Source organism: Nocardioides euryhalodurans (genome assembly GCF_004564375.1).
In the GTDB taxonomy this organism is placed as follows: domain Bacteria; phylum Actinomycetota; class Actinomycetes; order Propionibacteriales; family Nocardioidaceae; genus Nocardioides; species Nocardioides euryhalodurans.
On record NZ_CP038267.1, the window covers coordinates 786,214 to 810,718 of the forward strand.

General features: G+C 71.5%; 26 protein-coding genes. 15 read left to right on the forward strand and 11 right to left on the reverse strand.

From position 1 onward, the window contains the following. Positions 1-23: 23 nt before the first annotated feature. Positions 24-743 (forward strand): lipoyl(octanoyl) transferase LipB, encoded by a 720-nt coding sequence (lipB, locus tag EXE57_RS03710; protein WP_208542956.1) that lies wholly within the window; start codon positions 24-26, stop codon positions 741-743. 18 nt (positions 744-761) lie between these two features. On the opposite strand, the gene EXE57_RS03715 is transcribed toward lipB, so the two are convergent. Then, a complete protein-coding gene (locus tag EXE57_RS03715) occupies positions 762-1,466 on the reverse strand; it encodes a hypothetical protein (RefSeq protein WP_135074122.1) in 705 nt (234 codons plus the stop codon). A gap of 36 nt (positions 1,467-1,502) precedes the next feature. On the opposite strand from EXE57_RS03715, the gene EXE57_RS03720 reads away from it, so the two are divergent. The 5 genes from EXE57_RS03720 to EXE57_RS03740 are packed head-to-tail and all read left to right on the forward strand — an operon-like array spanning position 1,503 to position 5,842. Continuing rightward, entirely contained in the window at positions 1,503-2,144 is a 642-nt protein-coding gene (locus EXE57_RS03720) for a TetR/AcrR family transcriptional regulator (RefSeq protein ID WP_135074124.1), read from the forward strand. Positions 2,145-2,191: 47 nt separating this feature from the next. After that, complete coding sequence (locus EXE57_RS03725) at positions 2,192-3,124, forward strand: ABC transporter ATP-binding protein (RefSeq protein WP_135074126.1); 933 nt, start codon at positions 2,192-2,194, stop codon at positions 3,122-3,124. Beyond that, complete coding sequence (locus EXE57_RS03730; protein WP_135074128.1) at positions 3,121-4,101, forward strand: hypothetical protein; 981 nt, start codon at positions 3,121-3,123, stop codon at positions 4,099-4,101. The genes EXE57_RS03725 and EXE57_RS03730 overlap by 4 nt, the downstream gene beginning before the upstream one ends. 46 nt (positions 4,102-4,147) lie before the next feature. After that, positions 4,148-5,092 carry a lipoyl synthase gene (gene lipA / locus EXE57_RS03735; RefSeq protein WP_135074130.1) on the forward strand — a complete coding sequence of 315 codons (945 nt, stop codon included), beginning with the start codon at positions 4,148-4,150 and terminating at the stop codon, positions 5,090-5,092. A gap of 45 nt (positions 5,093-5,137) precedes the next feature. Beyond that, positions 5,138-5,842 (forward strand): DUF4191 domain-containing protein, encoded by a 705-nt coding sequence (locus EXE57_RS03740; RefSeq protein WP_135074131.1) that lies wholly within the window; start codon positions 5,138-5,140, stop codon positions 5,840-5,842. 6 nt (positions 5,843-5,848) lie between these two features. Here EXE57_RS03740 and EXE57_RS03745 read toward each other — a convergent pair whose 3' ends face one another. The 4 genes from EXE57_RS03745 to EXE57_RS03760 all read right to left on the reverse strand — a co-directional run bounded on the left by EXE57_RS03745 (position 5,849) and on the right by EXE57_RS03760 (position 9,983). Then, positions 5,849-6,811 (reverse strand): formylglycine-generating enzyme family protein, encoded by a 963-nt coding sequence (locus tag EXE57_RS03745; protein ID WP_135080589.1) that lies wholly within the window; start codon positions 6,809-6,811, stop codon positions 5,849-5,851. A 10-nt stretch (positions 6,812-6,821) separates the two neighbouring features. Then, positions 6,822-9,419, reverse strand: coding sequence for a winged helix-turn-helix domain-containing protein (locus tag EXE57_RS03750; RefSeq protein ID WP_135074133.1), 2,598 nt, complete (start codon positions 9,417-9,419; stop codon positions 6,822-6,824). Positions 9,420-9,501: 82 nt separating this feature from the next. Then, positions 9,502-9,738, reverse strand: a complete 237-nt coding sequence (locus tag EXE57_RS03755) for a hypothetical protein (protein ID WP_135074135.1) — start codon at positions 9,736-9,738, stop codon at positions 9,502-9,504. Further along, positions 9,735-9,983: a hypothetical protein gene (locus tag EXE57_RS03760; RefSeq protein ID WP_135074137.1), complete on the reverse strand. Its 249-nt coding sequence runs from the start codon at positions 9,981-9,983 to the stop codon at positions 9,735-9,737. The genes EXE57_RS03755 and EXE57_RS03760 overlap by 4 nt, the downstream gene beginning before the upstream one ends. Before the next feature lie 229 nt (positions 9,984-10,212). On the opposite strand from EXE57_RS03760, the gene EXE57_RS03765 reads away from it, so the two are divergent. The 4 genes from EXE57_RS03765 to EXE57_RS03780 are packed head-to-tail and all read left to right on the forward strand — an operon-like array spanning position 10,213 to position 13,977. Next, positions 10,213-10,650, forward strand: a complete 438-nt coding sequence (locus tag EXE57_RS03765; RefSeq protein WP_208542957.1) for a DUF6325 family protein — start codon at positions 10,213-10,215, stop codon at positions 10,648-10,650. 50 nt (positions 10,651-10,700) lie between these two features. Next, positions 10,701-10,979, forward strand: a complete 279-nt coding sequence (locus EXE57_RS03770; protein WP_135074139.1) for an SHOCT domain-containing protein — start codon at positions 10,701-10,703, stop codon at positions 10,977-10,979. Positions 10,980-11,012: 33 nt separating this feature from the next. Then, positions 11,013-13,385, forward strand: a complete 2,373-nt coding sequence (locus EXE57_RS03775) for an arylsulfatase (protein WP_135074141.1) — start codon at positions 11,013-11,015, stop codon at positions 13,383-13,385. A gap of 13 nt (positions 13,386-13,398) precedes the next feature. After that, positions 13,399-13,977 carry a potassium channel family protein gene (locus EXE57_RS03780; protein ID WP_135074143.1) on the forward strand — a complete coding sequence of 193 codons (579 nt, stop codon included), beginning with the start codon at positions 13,399-13,401 and terminating at the stop codon, positions 13,975-13,977. On the opposite strand, the gene EXE57_RS03785 is transcribed toward EXE57_RS03780, so the two are convergent. After that, entirely contained in the window at positions 13,956-14,342 is a 387-nt protein-coding gene (locus EXE57_RS03785) for an RDD family protein (RefSeq protein ID WP_244246980.1), read from the reverse strand. The genes EXE57_RS03780 and EXE57_RS03785 overlap by 22 nt on opposite strands. 173 nt (positions 14,343-14,515) lie before the next feature. Here EXE57_RS03785 and glnA point away from each other — a divergent pair, with 173 nt between their 5' ends. After that, positions 14,516-15,937, forward strand: a complete 1,422-nt coding sequence (gene glnA, locus EXE57_RS03790; protein WP_135074147.1) for a type I glutamate--ammonia ligase — start codon at positions 14,516-14,518, stop codon at positions 15,935-15,937. A 292-nt stretch (positions 15,938-16,229) separates the two neighbouring features. On the opposite strand, the gene EXE57_RS03795 is transcribed toward glnA, so the two are convergent. From EXE57_RS03795 to EXE57_RS19595, 5 genes are all read right to left on the reverse strand, one after another. Then, positions 16,230-17,603, reverse strand: coding sequence for an FAD-binding oxidoreductase (locus EXE57_RS03795; protein ID WP_135074149.1), 1,374 nt, complete (start codon positions 17,601-17,603; stop codon positions 16,230-16,232). Between the two features lie 342 nt (positions 17,604-17,945). Then, positions 17,946-18,341, reverse strand: coding sequence for a VOC family protein (locus tag EXE57_RS03800; protein ID WP_135074152.1), 396 nt, complete (start codon positions 18,339-18,341; stop codon positions 17,946-17,948). A gap of 204 nt (positions 18,342-18,545) precedes the next feature. Next, positions 18,546-18,893, reverse strand: coding sequence for a hypothetical protein (locus EXE57_RS03805; RefSeq protein WP_135074154.1), 348 nt, complete (start codon positions 18,891-18,893; stop codon positions 18,546-18,548). 67 nt (positions 18,894-18,960) lie between these two features. Then, on the reverse strand, positions 18,961-19,257 hold the full coding sequence (locus tag EXE57_RS03810) for a putative quinol monooxygenase (protein WP_135074156.1): 297 nt from the start codon (positions 19,255-19,257) through the stop codon (positions 18,961-18,963). Positions 19,258-19,286: 29 nt separating this feature from the next. Beyond that, positions 19,287-19,553, reverse strand: a complete 267-nt coding sequence (locus tag EXE57_RS19595; RefSeq protein WP_167305809.1) for a hypothetical protein — start codon at positions 19,551-19,553, stop codon at positions 19,287-19,289. A 210-nt stretch (positions 19,554-19,763) separates the two neighbouring features. Between EXE57_RS19595 and EXE57_RS03815 the strand changes: the two genes are divergently transcribed. The 4 genes from EXE57_RS03815 to EXE57_RS03825 all read left to right on the forward strand — a co-directional run bounded on the left by EXE57_RS03815 (position 19,764) and on the right by EXE57_RS03825 (position 24,447). After that, positions 19,764-22,592, forward strand: a complete 2,829-nt coding sequence (locus EXE57_RS03815) for a helix-turn-helix transcriptional regulator (protein WP_167305810.1) — start codon at positions 19,764-19,766, stop codon at positions 22,590-22,592. 78 nt (positions 22,593-22,670) lie between these two features. Next, positions 22,671-22,847, forward strand: a complete 177-nt coding sequence (locus EXE57_RS19600; RefSeq protein ID WP_167305811.1) for a nuclear transport factor 2-like protein — start codon at positions 22,671-22,673, stop codon at positions 22,845-22,847. Further along, on the forward strand, positions 22,828-23,091 hold the full coding sequence (locus EXE57_RS03820; RefSeq protein WP_135074160.1) for an ester cyclase: 264 nt from the start codon (positions 22,828-22,830) through the stop codon (positions 23,089-23,091). Before EXE57_RS19600 ends, EXE57_RS03820 begins: the two co-directional genes overlap by 20 nt. A 348-nt stretch (positions 23,092-23,439) precedes the next feature. Beyond that, positions 23,440-24,447, forward strand: coding sequence for a 5'-3' exonuclease (locus EXE57_RS03825; RefSeq protein WP_135074162.1), 1,008 nt, complete (start codon positions 23,440-23,442; stop codon positions 24,445-24,447). Positions 24,448-24,505: the final 58 nt, after the last annotated feature.

A 24,505-nucleotide genomic window follows, 5' to 3' on the forward strand; every position in this document is an offset into this window, starting at 1 on the left:
TCCACAGGGGTACGCTGCGAGGCGTGGCTCCGGACTACCGCATCGCAGGCCTGGGTGACCGGGCGGTCGATTACCTCGCAGCCTGGGACCTCCAGCGCGACGTCCACGCGGCCGTCGTCGACGGCGCCCCCGACACGGTGCTGCTGCTGGAGCACCCACCGGTCTTCACCTGCGGAAAGCGCACCGACGAGCACGAGAAGCCGCTCGACCCCGGGGGCGCGCCGGTCATCGACGTCGACCGCGGCGGCAAGATCACCTTCCACGGCCCCGGCCAGCTGGTCGGCTACCCCATCGTGACGCTCCCCGACCACGTCAAGGTCGTCGACTACGTCCGCCGCGTCGAGGAGGCCCTGATCCGCGTCTGCGCCGACCTGGGCGTCACCACCGCCCGGGTCCCCGGCCGCAGCGGCGTCTGGCTGCAGGCCGACGACCGCGGACCGGAGCGCAAGATCGCGGCCCTCGGCATCCGGGTCAGCCGCGGAGTGACCATGCACGGCTTCGCCCTCAACTGCGACGTCGACCTCGGGTGGTACGACCGGTTCGTCCCCTGCGGGATCGCCGACGCCGGGGTGACCACGCTGTCGGCCGAGCTGGGCCGGGACGTGACGGTCGAGGAGGTGCTCCCGCTCGTCGAGCAGCACCTGTCGGCGTACCTCGCCTGGGGGCCCTACGACGCCACCCCCGACTACGAGCCCCGGCCCGAGCCGGGGCGCATCCGGCTGGTCACGCCGGCCGGCGCCTGACCGGGTGATCGGCCACGCTCAGGCCGGCTGGGTCACCCGCTCGACGGGAGCCACGGCGGCCACCGCGACCGGACGTGACGCGCGCAGCAGCACCACCGCGTACGTCGTCAGCCAGCCGAGCCACAGCACGAACCCGGCCAGACCCACGAGCTCGACCGGTCCCCCGGCCATGCCGGCTGAGGTGGTCACGGCCGCCGTCGCGGTCAGGGTCGCGGCAGCCGCGCCGACCAGGGCGTGCGGACGGGCGACCAGTCCCGTGCGGACACCGGCGACGGTGAGCGCCAGCATGATGATCGACAGCCCGGCCAGGTTCAGCACGAAGAGCGCATTGTGCAGCTGCCAGAGTCCCCAGGTCACCTCCGGCGAGAGACCACCGGCGTCGAGGGCGACCTGGGTGGCGGCGACCCCGGTGAAGACGGCGTTCTGCATGAACACGGCACCGAGGCCGATCCAGGGCCACGCGTCACTGCGCTCGGCGGACCGCGCGCGGGTGGCCGCAAGCACACCCCCGGCGAAGAGCGGCAGGCAGATCCAGGCCAGCGGCGCGAGGGCGGAGGCGACGTCGACGGCGACCGGGCTCCCGGCGAAGTACGCCTGCACCTCCTCCGGCGACGCGCCGGCGCGCGGCTGGCCGGCGCTCCCGAGCATCAGGTTGACGGTGACGACGACGAGCACGAATCCGAGACCGGCGAGGCCGCCGACGCGGATGGACGACAGGTTCATGGTGACGCTCCCACACTTTTGGTTTAGGCTGACTCAATGAATATAGATGGACTCAGCGAATCTGGCAAGAGCCGTGCCTACGACTCCCCCACCCGGCGCGCCCAGGCGCAGCAGACCCGGCGCCTGATCGCCGATGCCGCACGCAGGCTCTTCATGGAGAAGGGCTGGGCGGGGACCCGGGTCAAGGACGTCGCCCGGGAGGCAGGCGTCTCCGAGCCGACCGTCTACGCCGTCTACGGGAGCAAGGCGGGACTGGTCACCGCGCTGCTCGACTCCCTCGAGGGCGCCGCCGACGTCCCCCGCCAGGTCGCGGAGGTCAGGGCCGCACGCGGCGACCCGGCGGGCCAGCTCACCGCGATGGCGGCCTTCGACCGGCGCCTCTTCGAGCACGGCGCGGACGCGATCCTGGTGATCCGGGAGGCCGCCTCCTCCAAGCCGGAGGTGGCCGAGGTCATCGCCAAGGGGCGCGGGCGCGGCGAGAAGCTGCGGGTGGCGGTCTTCGACGCCTGGCCGCCGGGGACGCTGCGCGAGGGAGTCACACCGCAGGACGCCCGTGACACCTTCGCCGCGCTCTGCAACGTCGACGTCTACCTGGTGCTGACCCGCGAGCGGGGCTGGACTCCGGACAGGGTCGAGAGGTGGTGGGCCGACTCGCTGGTCAGGCTGCTGCTCGCCTGAGCGTGTCGCGACCCCGCCGGCGAGGTGGTACTACATACTCCGTATCCATGACGGGGGACCTGGTGATCGAGACGTCCGGGCTGCGCAAGGAGTTCCGGAACCGGCGCGGTGGCCGACGGGTGGCGGTGCAGTCACTGGACCTGGCCGTGCCGGCCGGGGGTGTCCACGGCTTCCTCGGGCCCAACGGGTCGGGCAAGACCACGACCATCCGGATGCTGCTGGGGCTGGCACGCGCCACGAAGGGCACCATGTCGCTCTTCGGCGAGCCCGTCCCCGCCCGGCTGCCCGCCGTCATCGACCGGGTGGGCGCGGTCGTCGAGATGCCGAAGTTCGCGCCCAACTTCACCGGCAGGCAGAACCTCGCGATGCTGGCCCGGTCCCGCGGCATCCCGTCCTCGAGGATCGACGCCGCCATCGAGACGGTGAGCCTCACCGGACGCGACAAGGACCGCTACAAGTCGTACTCGCTGGGCATGAAGCAGCGCCTCGCCATCGCGGCGACGCTCCTCAAGGACCCCCAGCTGCTGATCCTGGACGAGCCCACCAACGGCCTCGACCCGGCCGGCATCCGCGAGATCCGCGACACCATCCGCTCCCTCGGCGAGTCCGGGGTGACCGTGCTGCTCAGCTCCCACATCCTCGCGGAGGTGCAGCAGGTGTGCACCTCCGCGACCATCATCGGCAGCGGACGCATGCTCGCCTCGGGCCGGGTCGACGAGCTCCTCGCGGGCTCCGGCACCGGCTACCGCGTGGCGGTCCCCGACCCCGACACCGCCGTCGGCCACCTCGAGGCGGCGGGCTTCGCGGTCACCCGCGAGCCCCGGGGGCTCCTCGTCGAGACCGAGCAACCACCCGAGACGATCACCCGCGAGCTGGCCCGTCACGACCTGTGGCTCTCCGAGCTGACGCCCGTACGGCCCGACCTCGAGTCGTTCTTCCTCGACCTCACCCGCGACGAGACCCTGGGCGGTGACCGATGAGGCTCTACCTCGCCGAGCTCACCCGGCTCCGTTCGCGCCGCGCCATCGTGCTGCTGCTCCTCGCCTGCGTCCTCGCGACGGTCGTGATCTTCGCCGGCACCGCCTGGAGCACCCGGCCGGTCTCCGACGCGGAGCTGCAGCAGGCACAGGAGCAGGTCGACCGCGAGCTCGCGCAGCCCTACATGAAGCGGCAGATCGCCCGCTGCGAGCGCAACCCCGACCGCTACGGCGCGCGCGACTCGGCCGCCTGCGCGACGAGCGTCGGCCCCCGGGTCGAGTGGTTCCTCGGCCGACCCCAGCTGCGGATGGGCGAGGCGCTGCGCAGCTCCGGGCTGGGCCTGATCACGGTGCTGATGGGGCTGCTGATGCTCGCCGGGACCACGTTCGCCGGCGCCGACTGGAACTCCGGCTCGATGAGCAACCAACTCCTCTTCGAGCCCCGCCGGACGCGGGTGTGGTTCGCCAAGGCGGCGGCGGTCGTGACCGCCGCGGTCGTCACCGCGGCGGCGATGCTCGGGGCCTTCTGGGCGGCGATGTCCTGGCTCGCGGCCAGCCGCGACATCAGCACCCTGCCCGAGGTCGTCGACCTCGTCTGGGGCAGCTCCTGGCGGGCCGCGCTCCTGATCGGCGCTGCCGCGTTCGGGGCGTACGCCGTCACGATGCTCGTCCGCAGCACCGTCTTCACCCTCGGTGCGATGTTCGCGGTCGTCGTGGGCGCCACGATCGTGATGGCGATGCTCGGCATCAGCGAGGCCTGGTTCCCCAACAAGAACCTCGGCGCCGTGATCTGGGACGGGACCCGCTACTACGCCTACCCGCCGGACGTCTGCTTCGCCGGCCCACGGCCGCCCGAGGGCGTCGACTGCCGGGAGTTCGAGACGCTCACGGTGTGGCAGGGCGTGCGCAACCTCGGCGTGCTGCTCGTGGCGGCGATCGCGGCGTCCGTGTGGTCCTTCCGCCGTCGCGACGTGCCGTGACCGGCCGATTCGGGCGGTCACCCACCTCGGCGTAGTGTTTGCTGACGTGACGACCGCCCCCGCACCTGAAGGCCGGAAGCTCCTCCGTCTCGAGATCCGCAACGCCGAGACGCCCATCGAGCGCAAGCCGGAGTGGATCAAGACCCGGGCGAAGATGGGCCCGGCCTACAAGGAGCTGCAGAACCTCGTCAAGGGCGAGGGATTGCACACCGTGTGCCAGGAAGCCGGCTGTCCCAACATTTTCGAGTGCTGGGAGGACCGCGAGGCCACCTTCCTCATCGGCGGCGACCAGTGCACCCGTCGGTGCGACTTCTGCCAGATCGACACCGGCAAGCCCGAGCCGCTCGACCGTGACGAGCCCCGCCGGGTGGCGGAGTCGGTCCAGAAGATGCAGCTGCGCTACGCCACCATCACCGGCGTCGCCCGCGACGACCTGCCCGACGGCGGTGCCTGGCTCTACGCCGAGACGGTGCGCGTGATCCACGAGCTCAACCCCGACACCGGGGTCGAGAACCTGATCCCCGACTTCAACGGCAAGCCCGAGCTCCTGCAGGAGGTCTTCGAGTCGCGGCCCGAGGTGCTGGCGCACAACGTCGAGACGGTGCCGCGGATCTTCAAGCGGATCCGGCCGGCCTTCCGCTACGACCGCTCGCTCGACGTGATCACCCAGGCCCGTGACTTCGGGCTGGTCACCAAGTCCAACCTGATCCTCGGCATGGGTGAGACCCGTGACGAGGTCAGCCAGGCGCTGCACGACCTGCACGACGCGGGCTGCGAGCTGATCACCATCACCCAGTACCTCCGCCCCTCGGTGCGGCACCACCCCGTCGAGCGGTGGGTGAAGCCCGAGGAGTTCGTCGAGCTCGCGGCCGAGGCCGAGGAGATCGGCTTCGCCGGGGTGATGTCGGGACCGCTGGTCCGTTCGTCCTACCGGGCCGGGCGGCTGTACCGTCAGGCCGTGGAGCGCCGAACCGCGCGCGCCACCAGCTGACCACCGCTGACCGACCTCCACAGAGAGCACGACAGAGAGCACCGGATGTCCACGCCTGACCCCTCGGAGATGTCCCGCCGCCAGCAGATGGTGGCCACGTACCAGATGACCAAGCGGACCGACCCGCGGATCGGTCTCTGGCTGCTCGGAGCCTTCGTGCTCGGCGCAGCCGTCGGGTACGCCCTGTTCACGCTGCTGCCCGGGTCGGGCGTGCTGAGCCTTGTCCTGGCGATCGTCGGTGCGCTGATGCTCGGCCTGCTCGCGACCGTGGTCCTCTTCGGCCGCCGCGCGCAGAAGTCGGCGTACGACCAGATGGAGGGGCAGATCGGTGGCGGCGCGCGGGCGTTGTCCACGCTGCGCCGCGGGTGGAAGACCGACCAGATGATCGCGTTCAACAAGCAGCAGGACATGGTCCACCGGGTCGTAGGCCCTCCGGGCATCGTGCTGGTCGGCGAGGGCAACCCCAACCGGCTGCGCGGGCTGATGGCCGCCGAGGAGCGCCGTCACGCCCGGGTCGCCTCCGAGGTCCCGATCCACCAGGTGCTGGTGGGTGACGGCGAGGGCCAGGTGCCGCTGCGCAAGCTGGTCAAGCACGTCAGCAAGCTGGGCAAGTCGGTCAAGGGCCAGGAGCTCACGGACCTGCTGAGTCGGCTCCGCGCGATCGACGCCAACAGGTCGAACCTGCCGATCCCGAAGGGACCGGTGCCGACCAGCATGAAGGGCATGCGCGGCCAGATGCGCGGCCGCTGAGGTTCCTCAGCCGACCTGGACGCCGGCGCACCGGAAGCCGAGGTTGCCGGTGGCCGACTCCGGGGTGTTGCCCGAGCGGGCTGCGACCCGGTAGCGGTTGCAGTAGGAGTCGTGGCACAGGTACGACCCGCCGCGCATCACGCGCGCCGTCCCCCGCTCCGGACCGGGGGGCGAGTCCCGCGGAGCGGTGCGGTAGTAGCCGGGGTCGAACCAGTCGGCGCACCACTCCCACACGTTGCCGGCCATGTTCCACAGCCCGAAGCCGTGGGGCTCGAACGACCGCGCCGGTGCGGTCCCGAGGTAGCCGTCGTCGAGGTGGTTGACGACCGGGAACGTGCCCTGCCAGATGTTGAGCGGCCACCGCCCGTCGGGCAGCAGGTCGTCACCCCACGGGTATCGGGCCCGGTCGAGTCCGCCCCGCGCGGCGTACTCCCACTCCGCCTCGGTCGGGAGCCGGGTCCCGGCCCAGGCGCAGTAGGCCTGCGCGTCGAACCACGAGACGTGGACGACCGGGTGGTCCGAGCGGTCTGACAGGTCCGAACCCGGTCCCTCGGGGGAGCGCCAGGTGGCCCCCTCCACGGCGAGCCACCAGGGCGCGCCGTCGGCGCTGCCCACCACGTGGCGTGCACTCCCCCGGTAGAGCAGGTGGAAGACCGCGGAGACCCCCAGCTGCTCGGCGTCCGTCACGTGGCCGGTCGCACCGACGAACGCGGCGAACGCGGCGTTGGTGACCGCGGTCGCGTCGAGCGTGAAGTCGCGCACGTGCACCTCGTGCACCGGCCCTTCGCCGTCTCCGGGGACGCCCTCGCCGAAGCTGTCACCGAGCAAGGCCACTCCCCCGGGCACCCGGACCTGCTCCACCTCCCGGGGCGTCGCGCGACGTCGTGGGTCGGCCTCCGGCCGTGGTCCGGGACGCGCGGCGGCCCCCGGGGCGCAGCACGGGGAGGAACCCGCGTCGCTCACGGACAGCACCGCCCGCTCACGTGGGCAGCAGCTCGAACTCGCGGGCCGCGCGGACCGCGGCGTTGCGCCGCGACACCCCGAGCTTGCGCAGGATGTTGCGGACGTGGGTCCTCACGGTGTTGACCGAGATGTACATGACAGCGGCGATCTCCTCGGTCGTCAGCATATCCGCGAGGTGACCGAGCACCTCGAGCTCCTTCTCGGTCAGCTTCTCGACCGGCGTCGTCCGTGGCGTGGCCACCACGGCCGCCACCTTCCGCGGCCGGGGACGGGGCATCCCCGTCCCGGTGACCTCGAAGAGCCACGCGTGCTCCGTCGCCAGCAGCCGGTCCTGCACGAGCAGCTGGCGGACCTGGGCAGGGGCCTCGTGGAAGGGTCTCCGAAGCCGGGCAGGAGCTGCGAGCTGCAACGCGGTGCGCAGCGTCTCGCGCGCCTGGCTCGTCGCCCCCAGCCGCAGCTGCCGGGCGCAGTCGACGAGCATGCCGCAGGCGCGCACCGCCGGGGAGGAGTGACGTACGAGGTCCTCGGAGGCCGGCTCCTCCTGCTCGGTGCCGGCCACCTCGAGGTGGCCGGTCTCGACCCGGAGCCGCCCGACCAGCCAGCTGTCCGGCTCGACGATCGCGACGGCCGCCTCGTCGACCTGCGCCAGCCCGCCGGCACGGTCGCCGTGGGCCATCTGCAGCCGCCCCTTGACGAGGGCGAGCAGGGTGCGCGGGACGGGGTCTCCGAGGATGAGGACGGACTGCTCCGCGGAGCGGACGTGCTCGGCGGCGCTTCGCAGCTCGTAGCGCTCCATGTCGACCCACGCGAGGGCAACCTGTGCTGCGGTCGAGCGGTCGCCGACGGGGATCCCCGCCTCGTCGGCCACCCGCAGCGCGCGGCTCGCCAGGCCCTCGGCCCGGGCGACGTCGCCGGCCACGCAGGCCAGGACCGCGAGGTTGCCCAGGCATTCCACGACGAGCGAGTCCGCGTTCGCCTCGGTCGCCGCCTCGGAGCCGGCACGGAAGGTCTCCTCGGCCTCGTCGAGGTGGCCCTGGCGGATGGCCGCGATCCCCCTGGCCGTGAGCACCAGGGCGACGAGCTCCGGGTGCGCCTCCATCCGTCGTCGCGTCTCCTGACCGCGCAGGGCCGCCCCGGCCGCCTCGGCGAGCACCTGGGCCTCGGCCGCGTCCCCGGAGGACCGGGCGCGGATCGCGAGCAGCACCGCGACCGCGAGGGCGATCGCCGCGGCGTCGTCGGGCGTCGTGGCATCGAGCTGCTCCTGGACCCGGGCCAGCTGCTCGCTGAACAGCTCGGTGTCCCCGTCCACCAGGGCCAGGGTGGCCCGCACCACGGTGGCCGCCGGGTCCTCCAGCTCGGGAGGCAGGTCCTTCAGCGTCCGGGACAGCGCACCCGACCCCTGGTCCAGGATCAGCTGGCCCACCGCCAGGTTGGCGACCACCTGGTGGGTGACCTCGGACCAGGCGCCCAGCGAGGCGAAGTGGCGTACGGACGGCACCAGCTGGCCGTGCCCGGCGAACCACTCGGCGGCGCGCCGCTGCAGGGTCCGCATCGTCTCCGGCTGGCCGTAGGCCAGCTCGGCCCGCAGCAGCTCACGGAAGAAGGGGTGGTAGCGGTAGTGATCGGCATGACCGGGGACCTGCTCGATGAACACGTTGACGTGCACCAGCAGGGCCAGGGTCCGGGCGGCCGACCGTCCGCCGAGCGCCTCGGCGAGGCCCGGCAGGATGGTGTCGGGGATGCTCGTCGCCATGAGCAGCTCGCGGACCTCCGGCGGGTGGGAGGCGAGCACCTCCCCCATCAGGTACTCGGCGATGCTGCCCCGGTCACCGGCCACCTGCTCGACGGCGCTGTCGGGGTCGTCGCGGTCGGCCAGCATCTGGCCGGCGAACCTCAGCCCGGTGACCCAGCCCCGGATGCGCGCGTTCAGCCTGGTCACCGACTCCGGGGCCAGGGCGACCCCCATCATGCTCAGCAGGTCACCGGCCTCCCGGTCGCACAGGGCGAGGTCGGACATCCGGACCTCGGTCACGGCCTCCTCCAGGCGGTACCGGTACAGCGGCATGACGGGGTCGGCCCGGGTGACCAGCACGATCCGCAGCCGCCTGCCCGCGTGCCGGAGCAGGTAGTCGAGGTCGGCCCCCACTCCGGCCGAGGCCACCTCGTAGCCGTCCAGGACCACGGTCACGTCGCTCGGCTCGGACGCCAGCGCCGAGGCGATCCTCCGCCTGACCCGCAGGTCGAGGCCGACCGCGTCGGTCGGCAGGGCCGTCGTCGGCGGCACGGGGACGCCGAGCCGCTCCAGGCAGCCGACGAAGCCGGGCCAGAACGGGTCGTCACCGTCGAAGGTGATCCACTCGATGCGCTCGGTCGGCCGGTCGCTCACCCAGTCGACCACCAGCGCCGTCTTGCCGCTCCCGGCGGGAGCGCTCACCAGCAGCAGGCGACACCGGTCGTCACGGTCGAGGAGGTCCAGGAGCCGCGGCCGACTGAGGAACTGTCGGGGCCGGTCCGGGATGCCCGCCCAGCCAGCCGTGCCGAGCGGTACGTCGTCCTCAGGACCGTCGCCCTGACCGTCGTGCGCGCTCGTCGAGTCCACGTGGCTCTCCCTCACGGGTGGCACGGTAGGACGCCTGGGCAGCCGAGATCTCACGCGAATCGTGTGAAACTCCCACCCCAACGGGTGAGTCCCACGCTCAGCCGGCGCCAGGTCGGCCTCGCGGGACCCGCCACACGCCCTCGATCCGCAGACCGTGGGAGTCGAGCAACCGGACGAGGTCGGGCAGGTCCGCGCTCGACACCGACCGGATGGTCGTGCAGGTCCTCGTCTCGACCACGCTGCTCGGGTGCAGCGCCCTGCGCAGCACCGGACCGAGCCGACCGTGGACCGTCAGCTCGAAGTCCGCTCCCCCGCGCTCAGGCGCTCGGCTCACGGGCCGGACACCTCCTCGTGGTCGGAGCCGCCCTCCTGCGGGAGCCGGCGCACCTCGACGACGTCGAGGCCCAGCGCCCGCAGGCGCGCGAGGAAGCCGTGCAGCTCGGCCTGGTCGCGGAAGTGCCCCCGGAGCGAGGTCCGCATCTCCTGGTCCGTGACGTCCACGGGCGCGAGCTCGGCCAGGACGTCGTCCGGGACGGTCCCGGTGACCCGGACCTCGAACACTTGGTCTTCCTCCATCATCCGCCATCCCTCACCGCGGGGTCCCCGTCGCACTCCGGTGACGGGAGTCTGCTCGACCCGAGGCTCCCGGACATCGTCACGGGCAGACGAAATGGAGTCCGTCGGCCGCGCGGTCGGAGCCGGTTCTTTCGTCTGCAGGGGATGAGGGAAGGCGCCGCGCGGGCTCCTAGCGTGGCGGGTGTACGGGACCGGGCCGCGCGGGCGGCCACCGAGGAGAGGAAGGGTCGTCATGGACGAGGCCGAGCTGGGACCCATCAGCTATCTGGTCGTGGAGTTCCCCGGCGCACGGATGACCGGCGAGGGGCTGCAGGAGCTGGTGCGGCTGACCGAGCAGGGAACCGTACGGGTGCTGGACCTGGCGTTCGTCATGAAGGGCGCCGACGGCACGGTGACCGCCCTCGACATCTCCGACATCGACGGGGACGGGGAGCTGGACCTCATGGTGTTCGAGGGCGCGTCCTCCGACCTTCTCGGGCCCGACGACCTCGAGGAGGCCGGCGGCGCGCTGGCTGCCGACAGCGCGGCGGCCGTGCTGCTCTTCGAGAACACCTGGGCGGCGCCCATGGTCAGCGCCCTGCGCCGGTCGGGCGCCGAGCTCGTGGCCGCCGGCTACGTCCCCCACGACCAGCTGACCGAGGCACTCGACCTCGCGGAGGCAGCCGGCTGAGACCGGCCCGACCCACGTCGCACCACACACGCACGAGAGGGAGTGGAACCATGCCGGGACTCATCAGGGGCGTCGCCAGGACCGCGGTCGTCGCCGGGACCGCGACGGCCGTCTCCAACAGGGTGTCGCGCCGACAGGCCAGCAGGTGGGCGGAGCAGGCTCCGCCACCCCAGCAGGCGGCTGCCCCGCCGCCGGCGGCACCGCCACCGGCAGCACCCGCCCAGGACCCGATCGCGCTGCTGACCGACCTCGGCCGGCTGCACGACGCGGGGACGCTCACCGACGAGGAGTTCGCTGCCCAGAAGGCCAAGATCCTCGGCCAGATGTGAGCAACCGCGCCACCGACGGAGGGACCTCGCACCATGGCGACACCGCACGAGACTGCCCGGCGCGACGTGCTGCCGGTCCCGGACCGCCCGCCGGGTGGCCTCGTCACGTACGACGCGAAGGACCCGGACACCACCTTTCCGGCGATCACGCCCGTACGGCCCCCTGAATCGGCGCCCAACGTGCTGGTCGTGCTGCTCGACGACGTCGGGTTCGGCGCCTCCAGCGCGTTCGGAGGGGTGATCCACACGCCTCACGCCGAGCGGCTGGCGGCGTCGGGGCTGAAGTTCAACCGGTTCCACACCACGGCCCTCTGCTCGCCGACCCGGGCGGCGCTGCTCAGTGGCCGGAACCACCACATGGTCGGCATGGGGGGCATCACCGAGATCGCCACGTCCGCCCCGGGCTACGACTCGCGCCGCCCGAACACCTGCGCGCCACTGGCGGAGATCCTCAAGCTCAACGGCTACTCGACCGCCCAGTTCGGGAAGTGCCACGAGGTGCCGGTCTGGGAGACCAGCCCGCTGGGGCCCTTCGACAACTGGCCGACCGGTAGCGGCTTCGAGTACTTCTACGGCTTCATCGGCGGTGAGGCCCACCAGTTCTACCCGGCTCTCTACGAGGGGACGACGCCGGTCGAGCCGGACCGGACCCCGGCCGAGGGCTACCACCTCATGGGCGACATGACCGACAAGGCCATCGGCTGGGTCCGGCGCCAGAAGTCGCTGATGGCCGACAAGCCGTTCTTCGCCTACTTCGCACCCGGCGCGACCCATGCTCCCCACCACGTCCCGGCCGACTGGATCGACCGATACGCGGGACGCTTCGACGAGGGCTGGGACGCCCTGCGCGAGGAGATCTTCGCCCGGCAAAAGCAGCTCGGCGTGATCCCGCCCGAGGCGAAGCTGACGGCCCGCCCCGCCGAGATCCCCGCCTGGAGCGAGATGCCCGAGGAGCTGAAGCCGGTGCTGCGGCGGCAGATGGAGGTGTACGCCGCGTTCCTGGAGTTCACCGACCACCACGTCGGGCGGCTGCTCGACGCCCTCGAGGACCTCGGCGTGCTCGACGACACCCTCGTCTACTACGTCATCGGCGACAACGGCGCCTCGGCCGAGGGGACGATGAACGGCACCTACAACGAGATGATCAACTTCAACGGCGCGGCCGCGCTCGAGACGCCGGAGTTCCTGCTGGCCACGCTCGACGGACTCGGCGGGCCCGACTCCTACAACCACTACTCCGTGGGCTGGGCGCACGCCATGGACACCCCGTACCAGTGGACCAAGCAGGTCGCCTCCCACTTCGGCGGCACCCGCAACGGGGCGATCGTCCACTGGCCCCGGGGGATGACCTCGCGGGGCGGCATGCGCAACCAGTTCGCCCACGTCATCGACATCGCCCCCACGATCCTGGAGGCGGCCGGGTTGCCCGAGCCGACGTACGTCCACGGCGTCCAGCAGACGCCGATGCAGGGCGTCAGCATGCGCTACTCCTTCGACGACGAGGAGGCCGAAGAGCGCCACGAGACGCAGTACTTCGAGATGTTCGGCAACCGGGGCGTCTACCACCGAGGCTGGACGGCGGTGACCCGCCACAAGACCCCGTGGCTCCTGGTCGGCGAGGACGTGCCTGCCTTCGACGACGACGTCTGGGAGCTCTACGACACCGACAACGACTGGTCGCAGAGCGAGGACCTGGCGGCGACGCACCCGCAGAAGCTTCACGAGCTGCAGCGGCTGTTCCTGATCGAGGCTGCGCGCAACAACGTGCTGCCCCTCGACGACCGGGCCGCGGAGCGGATCGACCCCGTCGTGAGCGGTCGACCACAGCTGGTCACCGGCAACCGGCAGCGCCTGTACGCCGGGATGGGCCGGCTCTCGGAGCACTCGGTGGTGAGCATCAAGAACGCCTCGCACGCCGTCACGGCCGAGCTGACGGTGCCCGACGGCGGCGCCCAGGGCGTGGTCATCGCCCAGGGCGGGTCGATCGGCGGCTGGAGCCTCTACGTGAAGGACGGCCGGCTGCGCTACTGCTACAACCTCTTCGGGGTGCAGCGGTTCTACGTCGGCTCCGAGGCCGTCCTCGAGCCGGGGACCCGGCAGGTGCGCATGGAGTTCGCGTACGACGGCCCGGGCCTCGGCAAGGGCGGGACCGTGACCCTGTTCGTGGACGGCGTCCAGGTCGGCGAGGGCCCGGTGGCGGCGACCGCCGCCATGATCTTCTCCGCGGACGACACCTGCGACGTGGGGCGCGAGGACGGCGCCCTGGTCGCGGAGGACTACCCGACCCCGAACCAGTTCACCGGCGAGGTGCACTGGGTGGAGATCGACGTCGGCGAGGACGCCCGGGACGCCGACCACCACCTCTCCCCCGAGGAGCTGCTCCGCGTCGCCATCGCCCGGCAGTGAGGGGCGTGGCCGGATGCCGCAGCCAGACGACGCCCTCCTCCACCGGCCGCGGCCGTGGCGGCTCGGACTCCTCACCGGGCTGCGGATCACGCTGTCGCTGACCGCCCTGTTCGCGGCGTACTACCTGATCCCGGCACGGGACTACCGCGCCGGCTCGGACGTGCCGTGGCTGCTCCTCGCGCTGGCCGTCTTCGCCGTGGTGGTCGGCATCCAGGTGCCGATCATCGTGCGCTCCCCCCACCCCGTCATCCGTGCCACGGAGACGCTCGCGCTCGCGGTGCCGACCTTCCTGCTCGTCTTCGCGCGGGCCTACCTGTCGGCGTCCCTGAGCGACCCGTCGTCCTTCACCGAGGTCCTCGACCGGACCGGGGCGCTCTACTTCTCCGTCACCTGCTTCGCGACCGTCGGGTTCGGGGACATCGTGGCCGACACCAACCCGATGCGGCTGCTGGTCACCGCGCAGATGCTGCTCGACCTCGTGGTGCTCGGGGTGGTGGTCCGGGTGCTCGCGTCGGCGGCCCGACGCGGCGTCGCCGAGCGGGTCCGCCCGCCGACCGTGCGCGCCGAGGGTCAGGCGCCCCGCAGGTCCTGAAGCAGCGCGGTCTGAGTCCCGGCGGCCAGGTCGTGGAGTCCGCGCCCGTCGGGTCGGAAGACCAGCGGCGGCACGACGAGGCACACCAGCAGCGCCCGCGCGAGGCTGCGCAGGAGGTCGACCGGCCGTCCGCTGCCGTCGCTGCGCACGACCCGGAGCCGGGTGGCGAGCTTGCCGAAGGAGCCACCGGCCAGCGAGGTGAGCACGGCTGACTCGAGGGCGAAGACGCCCATCACGTAGAAGCCGGAGTTCGGGTCGTCCAGCCAGCCGGCGGGGCCGATCAGGGCGATGACCGCCAAGGTCGAGGCGAACCAGTCGACGGCCAGGGCAAGGGCGCGACGGGCCCAGGACGCGGTCTCGATCACCGCGCCAGCGTAGACGTCGGCCCCGGACACCCGTTACACGGCTGAAACAAACGGGATACGGTCGGGAAACCGGTTGCGCCTAGGTTCGGGCCAACCGATGCAGCGCCGCACCGGGATCTTGTTCCGCACTGAAATCGCACAGGCTGCCCCGTCGGGCAGGCCGAGGAGGACGAATGTTCGCAAACAGCGACGAGCTGCTGAAGTTCGTGAGGGACGAGGGCGTCGAGATGATCGACGTCCGGTTCTGCGACCTGCCGGGGATCATGCAGCACTTCACCGTCCCGGTGTCCTCCTTCGACCAGACCGTCTTCGACGACGGCCTCAACTTCGACGGCTCGTCGATCCGCGGCTTCCAGGCGATCAACGAGTCCGACATGTCGCTGTTCCCGGACCCGACGACGGCGTACCTCGACCCGTTCCGGAAGTCGAAGACGCTCAACGTCAACTTCTTCATCCACGACCCGATCACCGGTGAGGCGTACTCGCGCGACCCGCGCAACATCGCCCGCAAGGCGCTCGCCTACCTCGAGTCGACCGGCGTGGCCGACACCGCCTTCTTCGCCCCCGAGGCGGAGTTCTACATCTTCGACAGCGTGCGCTACTCGACCTCCGAGAACGAGGGGTTCTACCACATCGACTCCCAGGAGGGGTGGTGGAACTCCGGCAAGGAGGACGACAACAACAAGGGTTACAAGACCCGGTTCAAGGGCGGCTACTTCCCGGTCGAGCCGTACGACCACTACAGCGACCTGCGCGCCGACATGGTCAAGAACCTCGAGGCCAGCGGGCTCCTCGTCGAGCGTGCCCACCACGAGGTCGGCACCGCCGGCCAGGCCGAGATCAACTACCGGTTCGACACCCTGCTCAAGGCCGCCGACGACGTGATGAAGTTCAAGTACCTCATCAAGAACACCGCCTGGGAGCAGGGCAAGTCGGTCACCTTCATGCCGAAGCCGATCTTCGGTGACAACGGCTCAGGCATGCACGTCCACCAGTCGCTCTGGAAGGACGGCGAGCCGCTCTTCTACGACGAGACCGGGTACGCCGGCCTCAGCGACACCGCCCGCCACTACATCGGCGGCATCCTCAAGCACGCCCCGTCGCTGCTGGCGTTCACCAACCCGACCGTGAACTCCTACCACCGCTTGGTGCCCGGCTTCGAGGCGCCGATCTCGCTGGTCTACTCCTCGCGCAACCGCTCCGCCTCGGTGCGGATCCCGATCACCGGCGCCAACCCGAAGGCGAAGCGGGTCGAGACCCGCTTCCCCGACCCGTCGGCGAACCCCTACCTCGCGTTCTCCGCGCTGATGCTCGCCGGGCTCGACGGCATCAAGAACAAGATCGAGCCGGCCGAGCCGATCGACAAGGACATCTACGAGCTCCCGCCGGACGAGATGGCCGAGATCGACCAGGTGCCGACCAGCCTCAACGCCGTGCTCGACAACCTCGAGGCCGACCACGACTTCCTCACCGAGGGCAACGTGTTCACCCCGGACCTGATCGAGACCTGGATCGACTTCAAGCGGACCCAGGAGATCGCGCCCGTGCAGCTGCGGCCGCACCCGCACGAGTTCGAGCTCTACTACGACATCTGAGCTCACAAGGGCTCCGAGCCGCGACTCCTCGGATCGAGGCTGCGTCCCATCGTCGGATCGACGCCGCCTCGACCGGGGCCGAGCCGCCGCCCGCCATGGCAGGCCGAACGCTCAGGACCCCGCGAAGGGGTGAAAGGCCCTGAGCTGGGGAGACGCCCTTCCAGCGTCCGGGGCCGTTCGCCGTCCTGCTCTCGAGGACACGGGCTTCGCACGGTCCTTCGCCAAGACGTCGTGCACGTGGTCAGGCGCTGCCTCGCAGCGCCCGGTGGTCACCCTTGCACCACCCCATCCCTCAGCCGGGCTGGATGTTCTGGTTGTGACGGAACAGGTTGTCCGGGTCGTGTCGACGCTTGATCTCCACCAAGCGGTCGTAGTTGCCGCGGTAGTTCGCCCGGATCCGGGACTGGTCGTCCTCCGCCATGAAGTTGACGTAGCCTCCCTCCTCGGAGTGCGGCGCCGTGGCGGCGAAGTAGTCCTTCACCCAAGCGGTGTTTGCCTGGTTGTCCGCCGGGTCGGGCCACATTCCGGCGATCACGGTCGCGAACGTGGCGTCTCGGTAGGCGAAGGCCGTCGAGTCTGGCGCGACCCGCTGCACGGCACCGTTGATGGGATAGATGTGCACGGTGGAGTTCACGACGGGCACCCGGGGCCCGTGCTCGAGGTGGGCGGAGATCGCGTCGTCGGTCAGCTCGGTGACGAAGTTCGCCTTCCAGTAGTGCTGGAGCCCGGGTGGGACGAGGTCATCGAACGCGCTGTTCAGCGCCGGGTACGGCATCACGCCGACGTGCTCTGCGACCCTGGGAGCCACGTCCTGGATCGGCTGGAGGGCCTTCTCCCCCGCCTCGAGGTCGCCGGCCCAGCAGGCCACCATCGCGATGAACGGCTCGCCGTGACGGTCCTCCGGGATGAACGGCAGCGGCGGCGCGATCTGGTACGCCGGGAAGCACCCGAGCGCCTCTGGCGCGTCGACGATGAACTCGCGGTAGAACCGCAGCAGGTCGCCGGCCTTGTCGAGCTCGAAGAACATCGGCCCGCCGTAGATGTCCGTGACCGGGCTCATCCGGAACTCGAACGACGTCACGATCCCGAAGTTGCCGCCGCCGCCGCGGATCGCCCAGAAGAGGTCGGCGTCCTCCTCGTCGCTCGCGACGTGAAAGGTGCCGTCGGCGGTCACCACGTCAGCGGCGAGAAGGTTGTCGCAGGAGAGACCGAGGCCCCGGGCGAGGTGACCGATGCCCCCGCCCAGCGTCAGCCCGCCGACCCCGGTCGTGGAGATGATGCCGCCAGTCGTGGCCAACCCGAACGGGTACGCCGCCGCGTTCAGGTCGCCCCAGGTGGCGCCGCCCTCGACGCGGGCGGTCTGCGTCCGCGGGTCGACACGGACGCCGCGCATCCTCGACAGGTCGATGACCAGCGCGTCGTCCGCCGTACCGAAGCCCGGCACGCTGTGGGACCCGCCGCGCGCCGCGACGGTCAGGCCGTTCTCGGCCGCGAACCGTACGGCACTCATCACGTCACCCGTGTTCGCCGGGCGCACGATCACCGCCGGCCGACGCTCGATCATGGCGTTGTAGACGCGCCGCGCCTCGTCGTAGTCGACGTCCTCCGCGGTGGTCACGGTTCCTCGAACGGTCTCGCGCAGGGCCGTCAGCGCATTCGCGTCCATCGAAGCTCCTCGTCTCGCCGCTTTCGCTGGTCGCAGACGGGTGGACCCGAGGACGCCACGTCTCACCGCGATCCACAGCGGTGTTTCGAACGGGTTCGTCCTTCACGCTAGACCCGGCGGGCCGCGTCCACAAGAGCGGTCCAGGTCGCTCCGAGGACGCCCCGTGCCCGCCCGTCCCCCGGAGGGCTCACCCGGATCAGCGATGACGGACCCGTCGTCGAGATCGCTGCGGACGACGGGGCCTCCCACGAACTGCCTGCAGTGCGCCGAGCTGTCGGTCTCAGCCTCCGCCCGGCTGCAGTCGCGGCGCCGCTGGACCTCCCAGCAGCCGGTTGCCCGCGGTCAGGGACCAGCCTGCTCCGGCCAGCCGCCGTACGGGACGGTGAGGATCTCGAGGACGTGGTTGTCCGGGTCCAGCCAGTACAGACCACGGCCGCCGTCGTTGGTGTTCACCTGCTGCGGTCGCCGCCGGGCGGGGTCGGCCCAGTAGGGGATGCCGCGGGCCAGGATTCGCTCGTGGACCTGGTCGAACTCGTCCTCGTCGACCAGGAACGCGTAGTGCTGCGGGTGCACCGCCCCCTGCTCGAGGAAGTCCAGCGAGACGTCGTTCGCCACCTGGACCACCGAGAACGGTCCGAAGCTCGTCGGGGCTGGCAACCCCAGGATCTCGGACAAGAACGATGCCGAGGCCTGCTTGTCGCGGCAGTACACGATCGTGTGGTTGAGCCTCACCGACATCCGAACCTCCTCCGCCGGATCGGGCTGCTGCGCGCGGTCTCCCCAGATCGGGTTGCGCCCGCGTCTCTCGAACGCCCCTTGGCCGCGTCCCCTGGACGTACGGAACCAATCTAGACCGTCGCGTGCGACTCGTGGCGCGGCGTGACACCTGGAGCAGAGGGCTGTCTGGTTTGGTCTGCGGCGACGTGGAGGGGCTCGCCCTCGTCACACCCCGCTGTCGTAGTCGAGGATGGGCTCGGGGGTCGGCAGTCCGTCGGCCAGCGAGATTCCATGCACGTCCTCGACGTGGTCACGGAACCACTGGTCGAACGGCTCGCCTGACTCGCCGATCGTGTTGAACGCGGCTTCGAGGTCGTCCGCCTCGAGGTAGACCACGGCCAGGTCGCCGTTCGGCGTGGCCTGGATCCAGACGGCCTCCTTCGTCACGCCCGCCCGTCGCCGGGCGTCCTCGTAGGCCGCCCGCCTCTCTCCTCGCCAGCATGAGCCCATGGCCTCGCGGTCCGCGTCGGTCTTGCCCGGCAGCACCGGGATGGCGAAGGCCAGGCTCGGCATGTCGGTCCTCCTGAGGTCCGGCGGATGGGCTCACCTGCAAGGTGAAGGTGCGGACTGCTCGGGCAGGTCACGCTTCCTGGACGACGGTGGCCCTGAAGGGCCCCGCCAACAGCTCGAAGACCCGCGCCATCGCCTCGGCGGCCGCAGGGTCGCTCATGACGGCGTCCCGCGCGGCGGCGGACTCCCAGTCCGCTATCTCCACCAGTGTGTCGGGGTCGTCGACCACCTCGTAGACGGTGCTGCCCAGGGATCCCCTCTGCTGCAGGACGGGCCCGAGGTCGTCGAGCAGCTCGTGGAGCACCTTCGCGAGCTCGTCGCGTCGGCCGGGCTCGGCCTTCAGCTCGACGATGACCTTGATCGCCATGCGTTGCCTCCTGGTGTGTCCGATGTCGGCTACTTCTCGATGTAGACGGTCAGCGGCGGCACCACGCCGTGCGCCTCCATCAGGGCGGCCACCTCGGGAGGCGGCGAGTCGAGCAGCGCCTGGAGGGCCTCCAGGTCGTGGATGTCGGCGCTCACGGCGATGGTGTTGCTGCCGTCCATGGCGACGTGGTCGGTGACGTCGCTGCCGACCGCCCCGAGAGCTGCCGACCGCTCGTCCTTGCCCTTGAGCCAGCGCTCGATGTCGACGACGTCGTGGGTGATGACCATTCGTGGCATGTCGTGCCCCTCGTACGGAGATGGGTCAGATGTTCAGCAGGTGACTCGTTCACCCGTGGCGGACATCTGCGTGCTTGCTGGATCGTGCTCCGCACCGGCAGCGGAGACATCACTCGATCGAGGGATGCTTCCCGCGCGCACGTGGCGGCGGACCTGCGGCTGTGGACCCCGGCGCCCGCCTGGAGGACACTCGAGGCGGAGGGGGATGTCGTGACGCCATCTGCGCACGGGCTGGTGGGGCGGGAGGCCGAGCTCGCTGTGGCTGCAGCCGAGGTCGGCCGGCTGGGTGAGGGCAGGGCGGCAGTCCTGGCGATCGAGGGGGAAGCGGGCATCGGCAAGACCCGGCTGGTGCAGAGCTTCGTCGATGACGCCCGTTCCCGTGGCATGGCGGTGTTCTGCGCCGGGGCCCATCCGTTCGAACGCACGCGTCCGTTCGCCGTGGCCGCTGCTGCCCTGGGCCTGAGCCCGCGGTCCCCTGACCCGCGCCGCGCCGGCGTCGGCGCGCTGCTGGCCGGGACGAGCTCCGGTACGTCAGGGTTCGTCGACGACATCCAGTACCGCGTCGTCGAGGAGATCGTCGACCTGGTGGAGACGGCGTGCGCGGAACGCCCGGTGCTGCTGGTGGCGGAGGACCTCCACTGGGCGGACACCGCGAGCCTGTTGACGATCCTGTCGGTCACGCGCCAGCTGCCCTTCGCACCTCTGCTCACCGTGGTCACCGCCCGGCCCTCACCGCTCCGGGGCGAGGTGGTCCGGCTGCTCGACGACCTGTCGGCCGGGGGCGGGCGATCCGTTCGATTGCGGCCGCTGACCTCCGACGAGGTCGCGACGCTCGCGACCCACGTGCTCGGGGTGCCGCCCGGTCCCCGCCTGACCGCCATGTTGATCAAGGCAGGCGGCAACCCGCTCTGGGTCACCGCCATGCTGCGCTCGCTGGCCGACGAGGGGATGCTGCGCCGGACCGGCGACCGGATGGACGTGACCAGCTCTGAGCTCCCGGCCTCGCTGAGCGAGCTGGTGGCCCGCCGGCTGCTGGACCTGCCGAGGCCGACGCTGGACCTGCTCCAGATCACCGCGGTGCTCGGCGATGCCGTGTCGCTCCGCGAGGTGGCCGCGGTCGCCCGCATGGCGCCGGCGGCGGTCGCCGGGCAGCTGAGGGAGGCCTACGACGCCCAGCTGCTCGACGAGGTCGACGAACGCGTGGTGTTCCGGCACCAGCTCGTCCACGACGCGATCTACCAGCACGTGCCCGCGCCGGAGCGCCGCCTCCTGCACCGCGAGGCCGCGGTCGCGCTGATGGCCACGGGCGCGGATCGTCTGGACGTCGCCGGTCATCTGGTGCTCGGCGCCGAGCGCGGCGACGAGGAGGCCGCCGGGTGGTTGCGCGAGGCCGCCCGTGAGGCGTCAGGGCAGTCACCGCTCGTCACCGTGGAGCTCCTCCGCCGCGCCGAGGCGCTGCTGCCGGCCGGCCACAGCGACGCCGATCTCGTGTCGACGGAGGTCGTGCAGGCGCTCGTGCGCGCCGGAAGCGTGGGTGAGGCGTCGGCCCGCGCCGAGGCCGTGCTCGCCCGGCAGCACGCGCCGGAGGTGGACATCCCGTTGCGGGTGGCGCTCGTCGGCGCACTGGCCCTGCAGAACCGTGCCGACGAGCTCATCACCGTGGTCGAGGCCAGCCTCGGCGCACCCGACCTGCTCGGTCCCGCCGAACAGGTGCTGATGCTCGCCCAGCAGAGCTGGGCCCTCACCTATTCCGGTGGCCCCAGGGCAGGTGAGTCGGCTGCGGCCCGCGCGCTCGCCGTCGCCGAGCAGGCGAACGACGCGGCGATGTCGGTGTGGGGGCAGACGGCGCTGCTGGTGGCGGTGGGACGGCAGGGCCGCTTCCAGGAGGCGCTGGACCACGCCCGGCGCGCGGCGGCGCTGGCAGCGAGCTCGCCCGACACGAGATCACTGCCGCTGCAGCCCAAGCTCTTCCTGGGCCTGGCGCTGTTCGACTGCGACCGCGTCGTCGAGGCCAGGGCGGCCTTCCGGGCAGCCCTGGACGACGAGTTCGGCTCCGCGTGGTGGCTCTCCGCCACGCTCATGGCTGATGCGCAGGCGTTGTTCGCCGTCGGTGAGTGGGATGACGCAGTCCCCGGGCTCCTGGCCGGCGGCCACGCTGCCCAGGAGAAGGGGAACCCGCTCCTGCTGTCGCAGTCCCTCGCCTACCGTGCCGTCGTCGCGACGGCCAAGGGAGAGCACCGGGCCGCGCGCGAGCTGGCCGACGGTCTCACCGAGGTGCTGGAGAGTGAGGAGCTGAGCTACAACGCAGGTGTGCTGGCCTTCGCGGCGGCCGGCCTGGAGGCGGCTGAGGGCAACCGACAGAAGGCCTTCGACCTGTTGCTGCGTAGCTGGCGCTTCGACGCCGCCCGCGACAGCCGCTACTACCAGCGCTGCCTCGCCCCGGACCTGGTGCGCCTCGCTCTGGCACTGGGGCACCGCGAGGTCGCAGCCGAGGTGGCCGACGGCGTCGCGGCAGGGGCGGTGCTGGCACCGGAGGTGCCCACGGTACGCAGCACCGCGCTGCGTTGCCGGGGACTGGTCGACGGTGACGTCCAACCGCTGCTCGAGGCGGTGGCGCTCGCGCGGTCGACGCCGCTCCTGGTGGAGCACGCCGGGGCCTGCGAGGACGCGGCAAGCCTGCTGGCGAAGGGCGGGATGCGGGACGACGCAGCGACGCTGCTGGGTGAGGCACTTGCTCGCTACGAGCAGGCCGGGGCCGACGCCTGGGCCGCCCGGGTCCGGGCCGGGCTGCGTGCCATCGGCGCCCATCCGGGCGCTCGCGGCTCCAGGGACCGCCCCGCGGAGGGCTGGGACAGTCTCACTGCCACCGAGCGAGCGGTGTCGCTGCTCGTCGCCGAGGGCCTCACGAACGGCGCCGTGGCGCGACGGATGTACATCTCCCCGCACACGGTGAACACCCACCTGCGACACGTGTTCGCCAAGCTCGGCGTACCGAACCGGGTCGCCCTGGCCGCCGTGGTGCATCACTCGAACGAGTGATGTCGTTCCCGCATGCCTCCGGGACATTCGATGACGTGCAGTCACGCAGGCTGCGCCGCCACGAGGAGGAGGACTGCCGTGGACCACACCGCGACGATGCGCAACACCTACGAGCTGATCAGCGCCGGAGACCTCGCCGGGTTCGGCGACCTGGTGGCGGACGACTTCGTCGACCACGACGGCGGCGCAGGGTTTCCCGCCCACCAAGGCGGGGACGCTCGAATTCTTCCGGGCCCTGCTCGACGCCTTCCCTGACCTGGACATGATCGTCGAGGACCTGCTCGGGGCCCGGGACAAGACGGTGGCTCGCGTCAGGGTCACCGGGACCCACCAGGGCGCCTTCATGGGAATCCCACCGACCGGGGCCACCGTCGACGTGCAGCTGATCGACATCATGCGGTTCGACGGCGCGGGCCAGGTCTGCGAGCGCTGGGGGGTCGCGGACCTGCTGGCGATGATGCAGCAGCTCGGCGTCGTACCCGCCGGCGCCCCGGGGTAGCGCTCGGCAGCTGATCAGCCGTCCAGGCCCGGCGGTGGTCGGCTCGGCACGTCACGTGGGTCCGAGCTGGAGCACCCGGCGCACACGACGACGCGCCGACGACGTGCGGGTGCTCAGGAGGCGCGGCCGGACGAGGTGGTCAGCCCTTCAGAGCGGTGCTCGGGTCGTGGACCGGCAGTGGTCGGTCGGCAGTCATCGCGGGCTCGGCACCGCCTCATCCTGACCGGCGGAGGCCTCGCCGCGGTTGCCGCACGTGACGTGCAGGTGACACGGCGGCCGCCCGACCCCACGGATGGCAGGGACTCGAGTCGGACACTCCGCCGGCACCTAGGATGGCGGACGATCCCGATGCCGAGCCCCGACGACGATTCCGAGCGCCAGCTGCTGCTGGTCGTCGACGCCCCGTCGCTGCTCCACCGCAACCACCATGCCCGAGCGCACACCCGGGCCGTCGACCGGGCCGGGCGGCCGGTGTGGGCACTGCACGGGATGCTGCGCCAGATCATCGAGTCGATCGACGGCTTCGCTCCCGACGCGGTGGTCTTCGGTCTCGACGACCGCACCGCGTCCGTACGCCGCGACCTGTACCCCGACTACAAGGCCGGTCGCGCCGAGAAGCACCCCGAGCTCGTCGACCAGCTCGAGCGTGCCGGCGCGCTGCTCGACGCGCTCGGCATGGCCACGGTGACGCCCCCGGGGCTGGAGGCCGACGACGTCAACGCCTCCGGCGCCGCCTGGGCCCGGCTGCGGGGTTGGAACTGCGTGATCATCACCTCCGACCGCGACGCGTTCAGCCACATCAGCGACCACACCAAGGTGTTGCGGCTGATCGACGGCGGCATCCACGGCTCGCCGCTGCTGGACCCGCGACGCCTGCGCGCGATGTACGGCGTGGCCGCCGAGAACTACCTGGCGTACGCCGCGCTCCGGGGGGACGCCAGCGACAACCTCCCCGGCGTCGACGGCATCGGGGAGAAGACAGCGGCTGCCCTGCTCGAGATCGCCGGTTCGATGCAGGCGGTCTGGGCGGACATCGACCACGACGAGGGCCGCACCGTCGCTGCGGCCCTGGACTCCTGGGCCGACGAGCAGGGTGGTCGCAGGCTTGGTGCCCGGGTCGTGGGCCACCTCTCGGCGCCGGGCGCCCGCCAGCGGTACGACTTCAACGTCGCGCTCATGACCGGGCGGGAGGACCTCGACCTCGGGCTCACTCCCGACGTGCCCGGCAGCCCCGGGCTGCTGCCGCTCGACATCGACCGGGTCAGCCGGGTCGTCGGCTTCCTCGGTGTCGAGGCCACCACCGCGTTGGCGCTGCGGGTGCTCACCGGCGACCCCGCCTCGGCGACCCGGCGCTGACCCTGGCGTGCGGTTGCACAGGATCGCCTGAATCAGGTGATGCCGCTCGAAGTCGTCC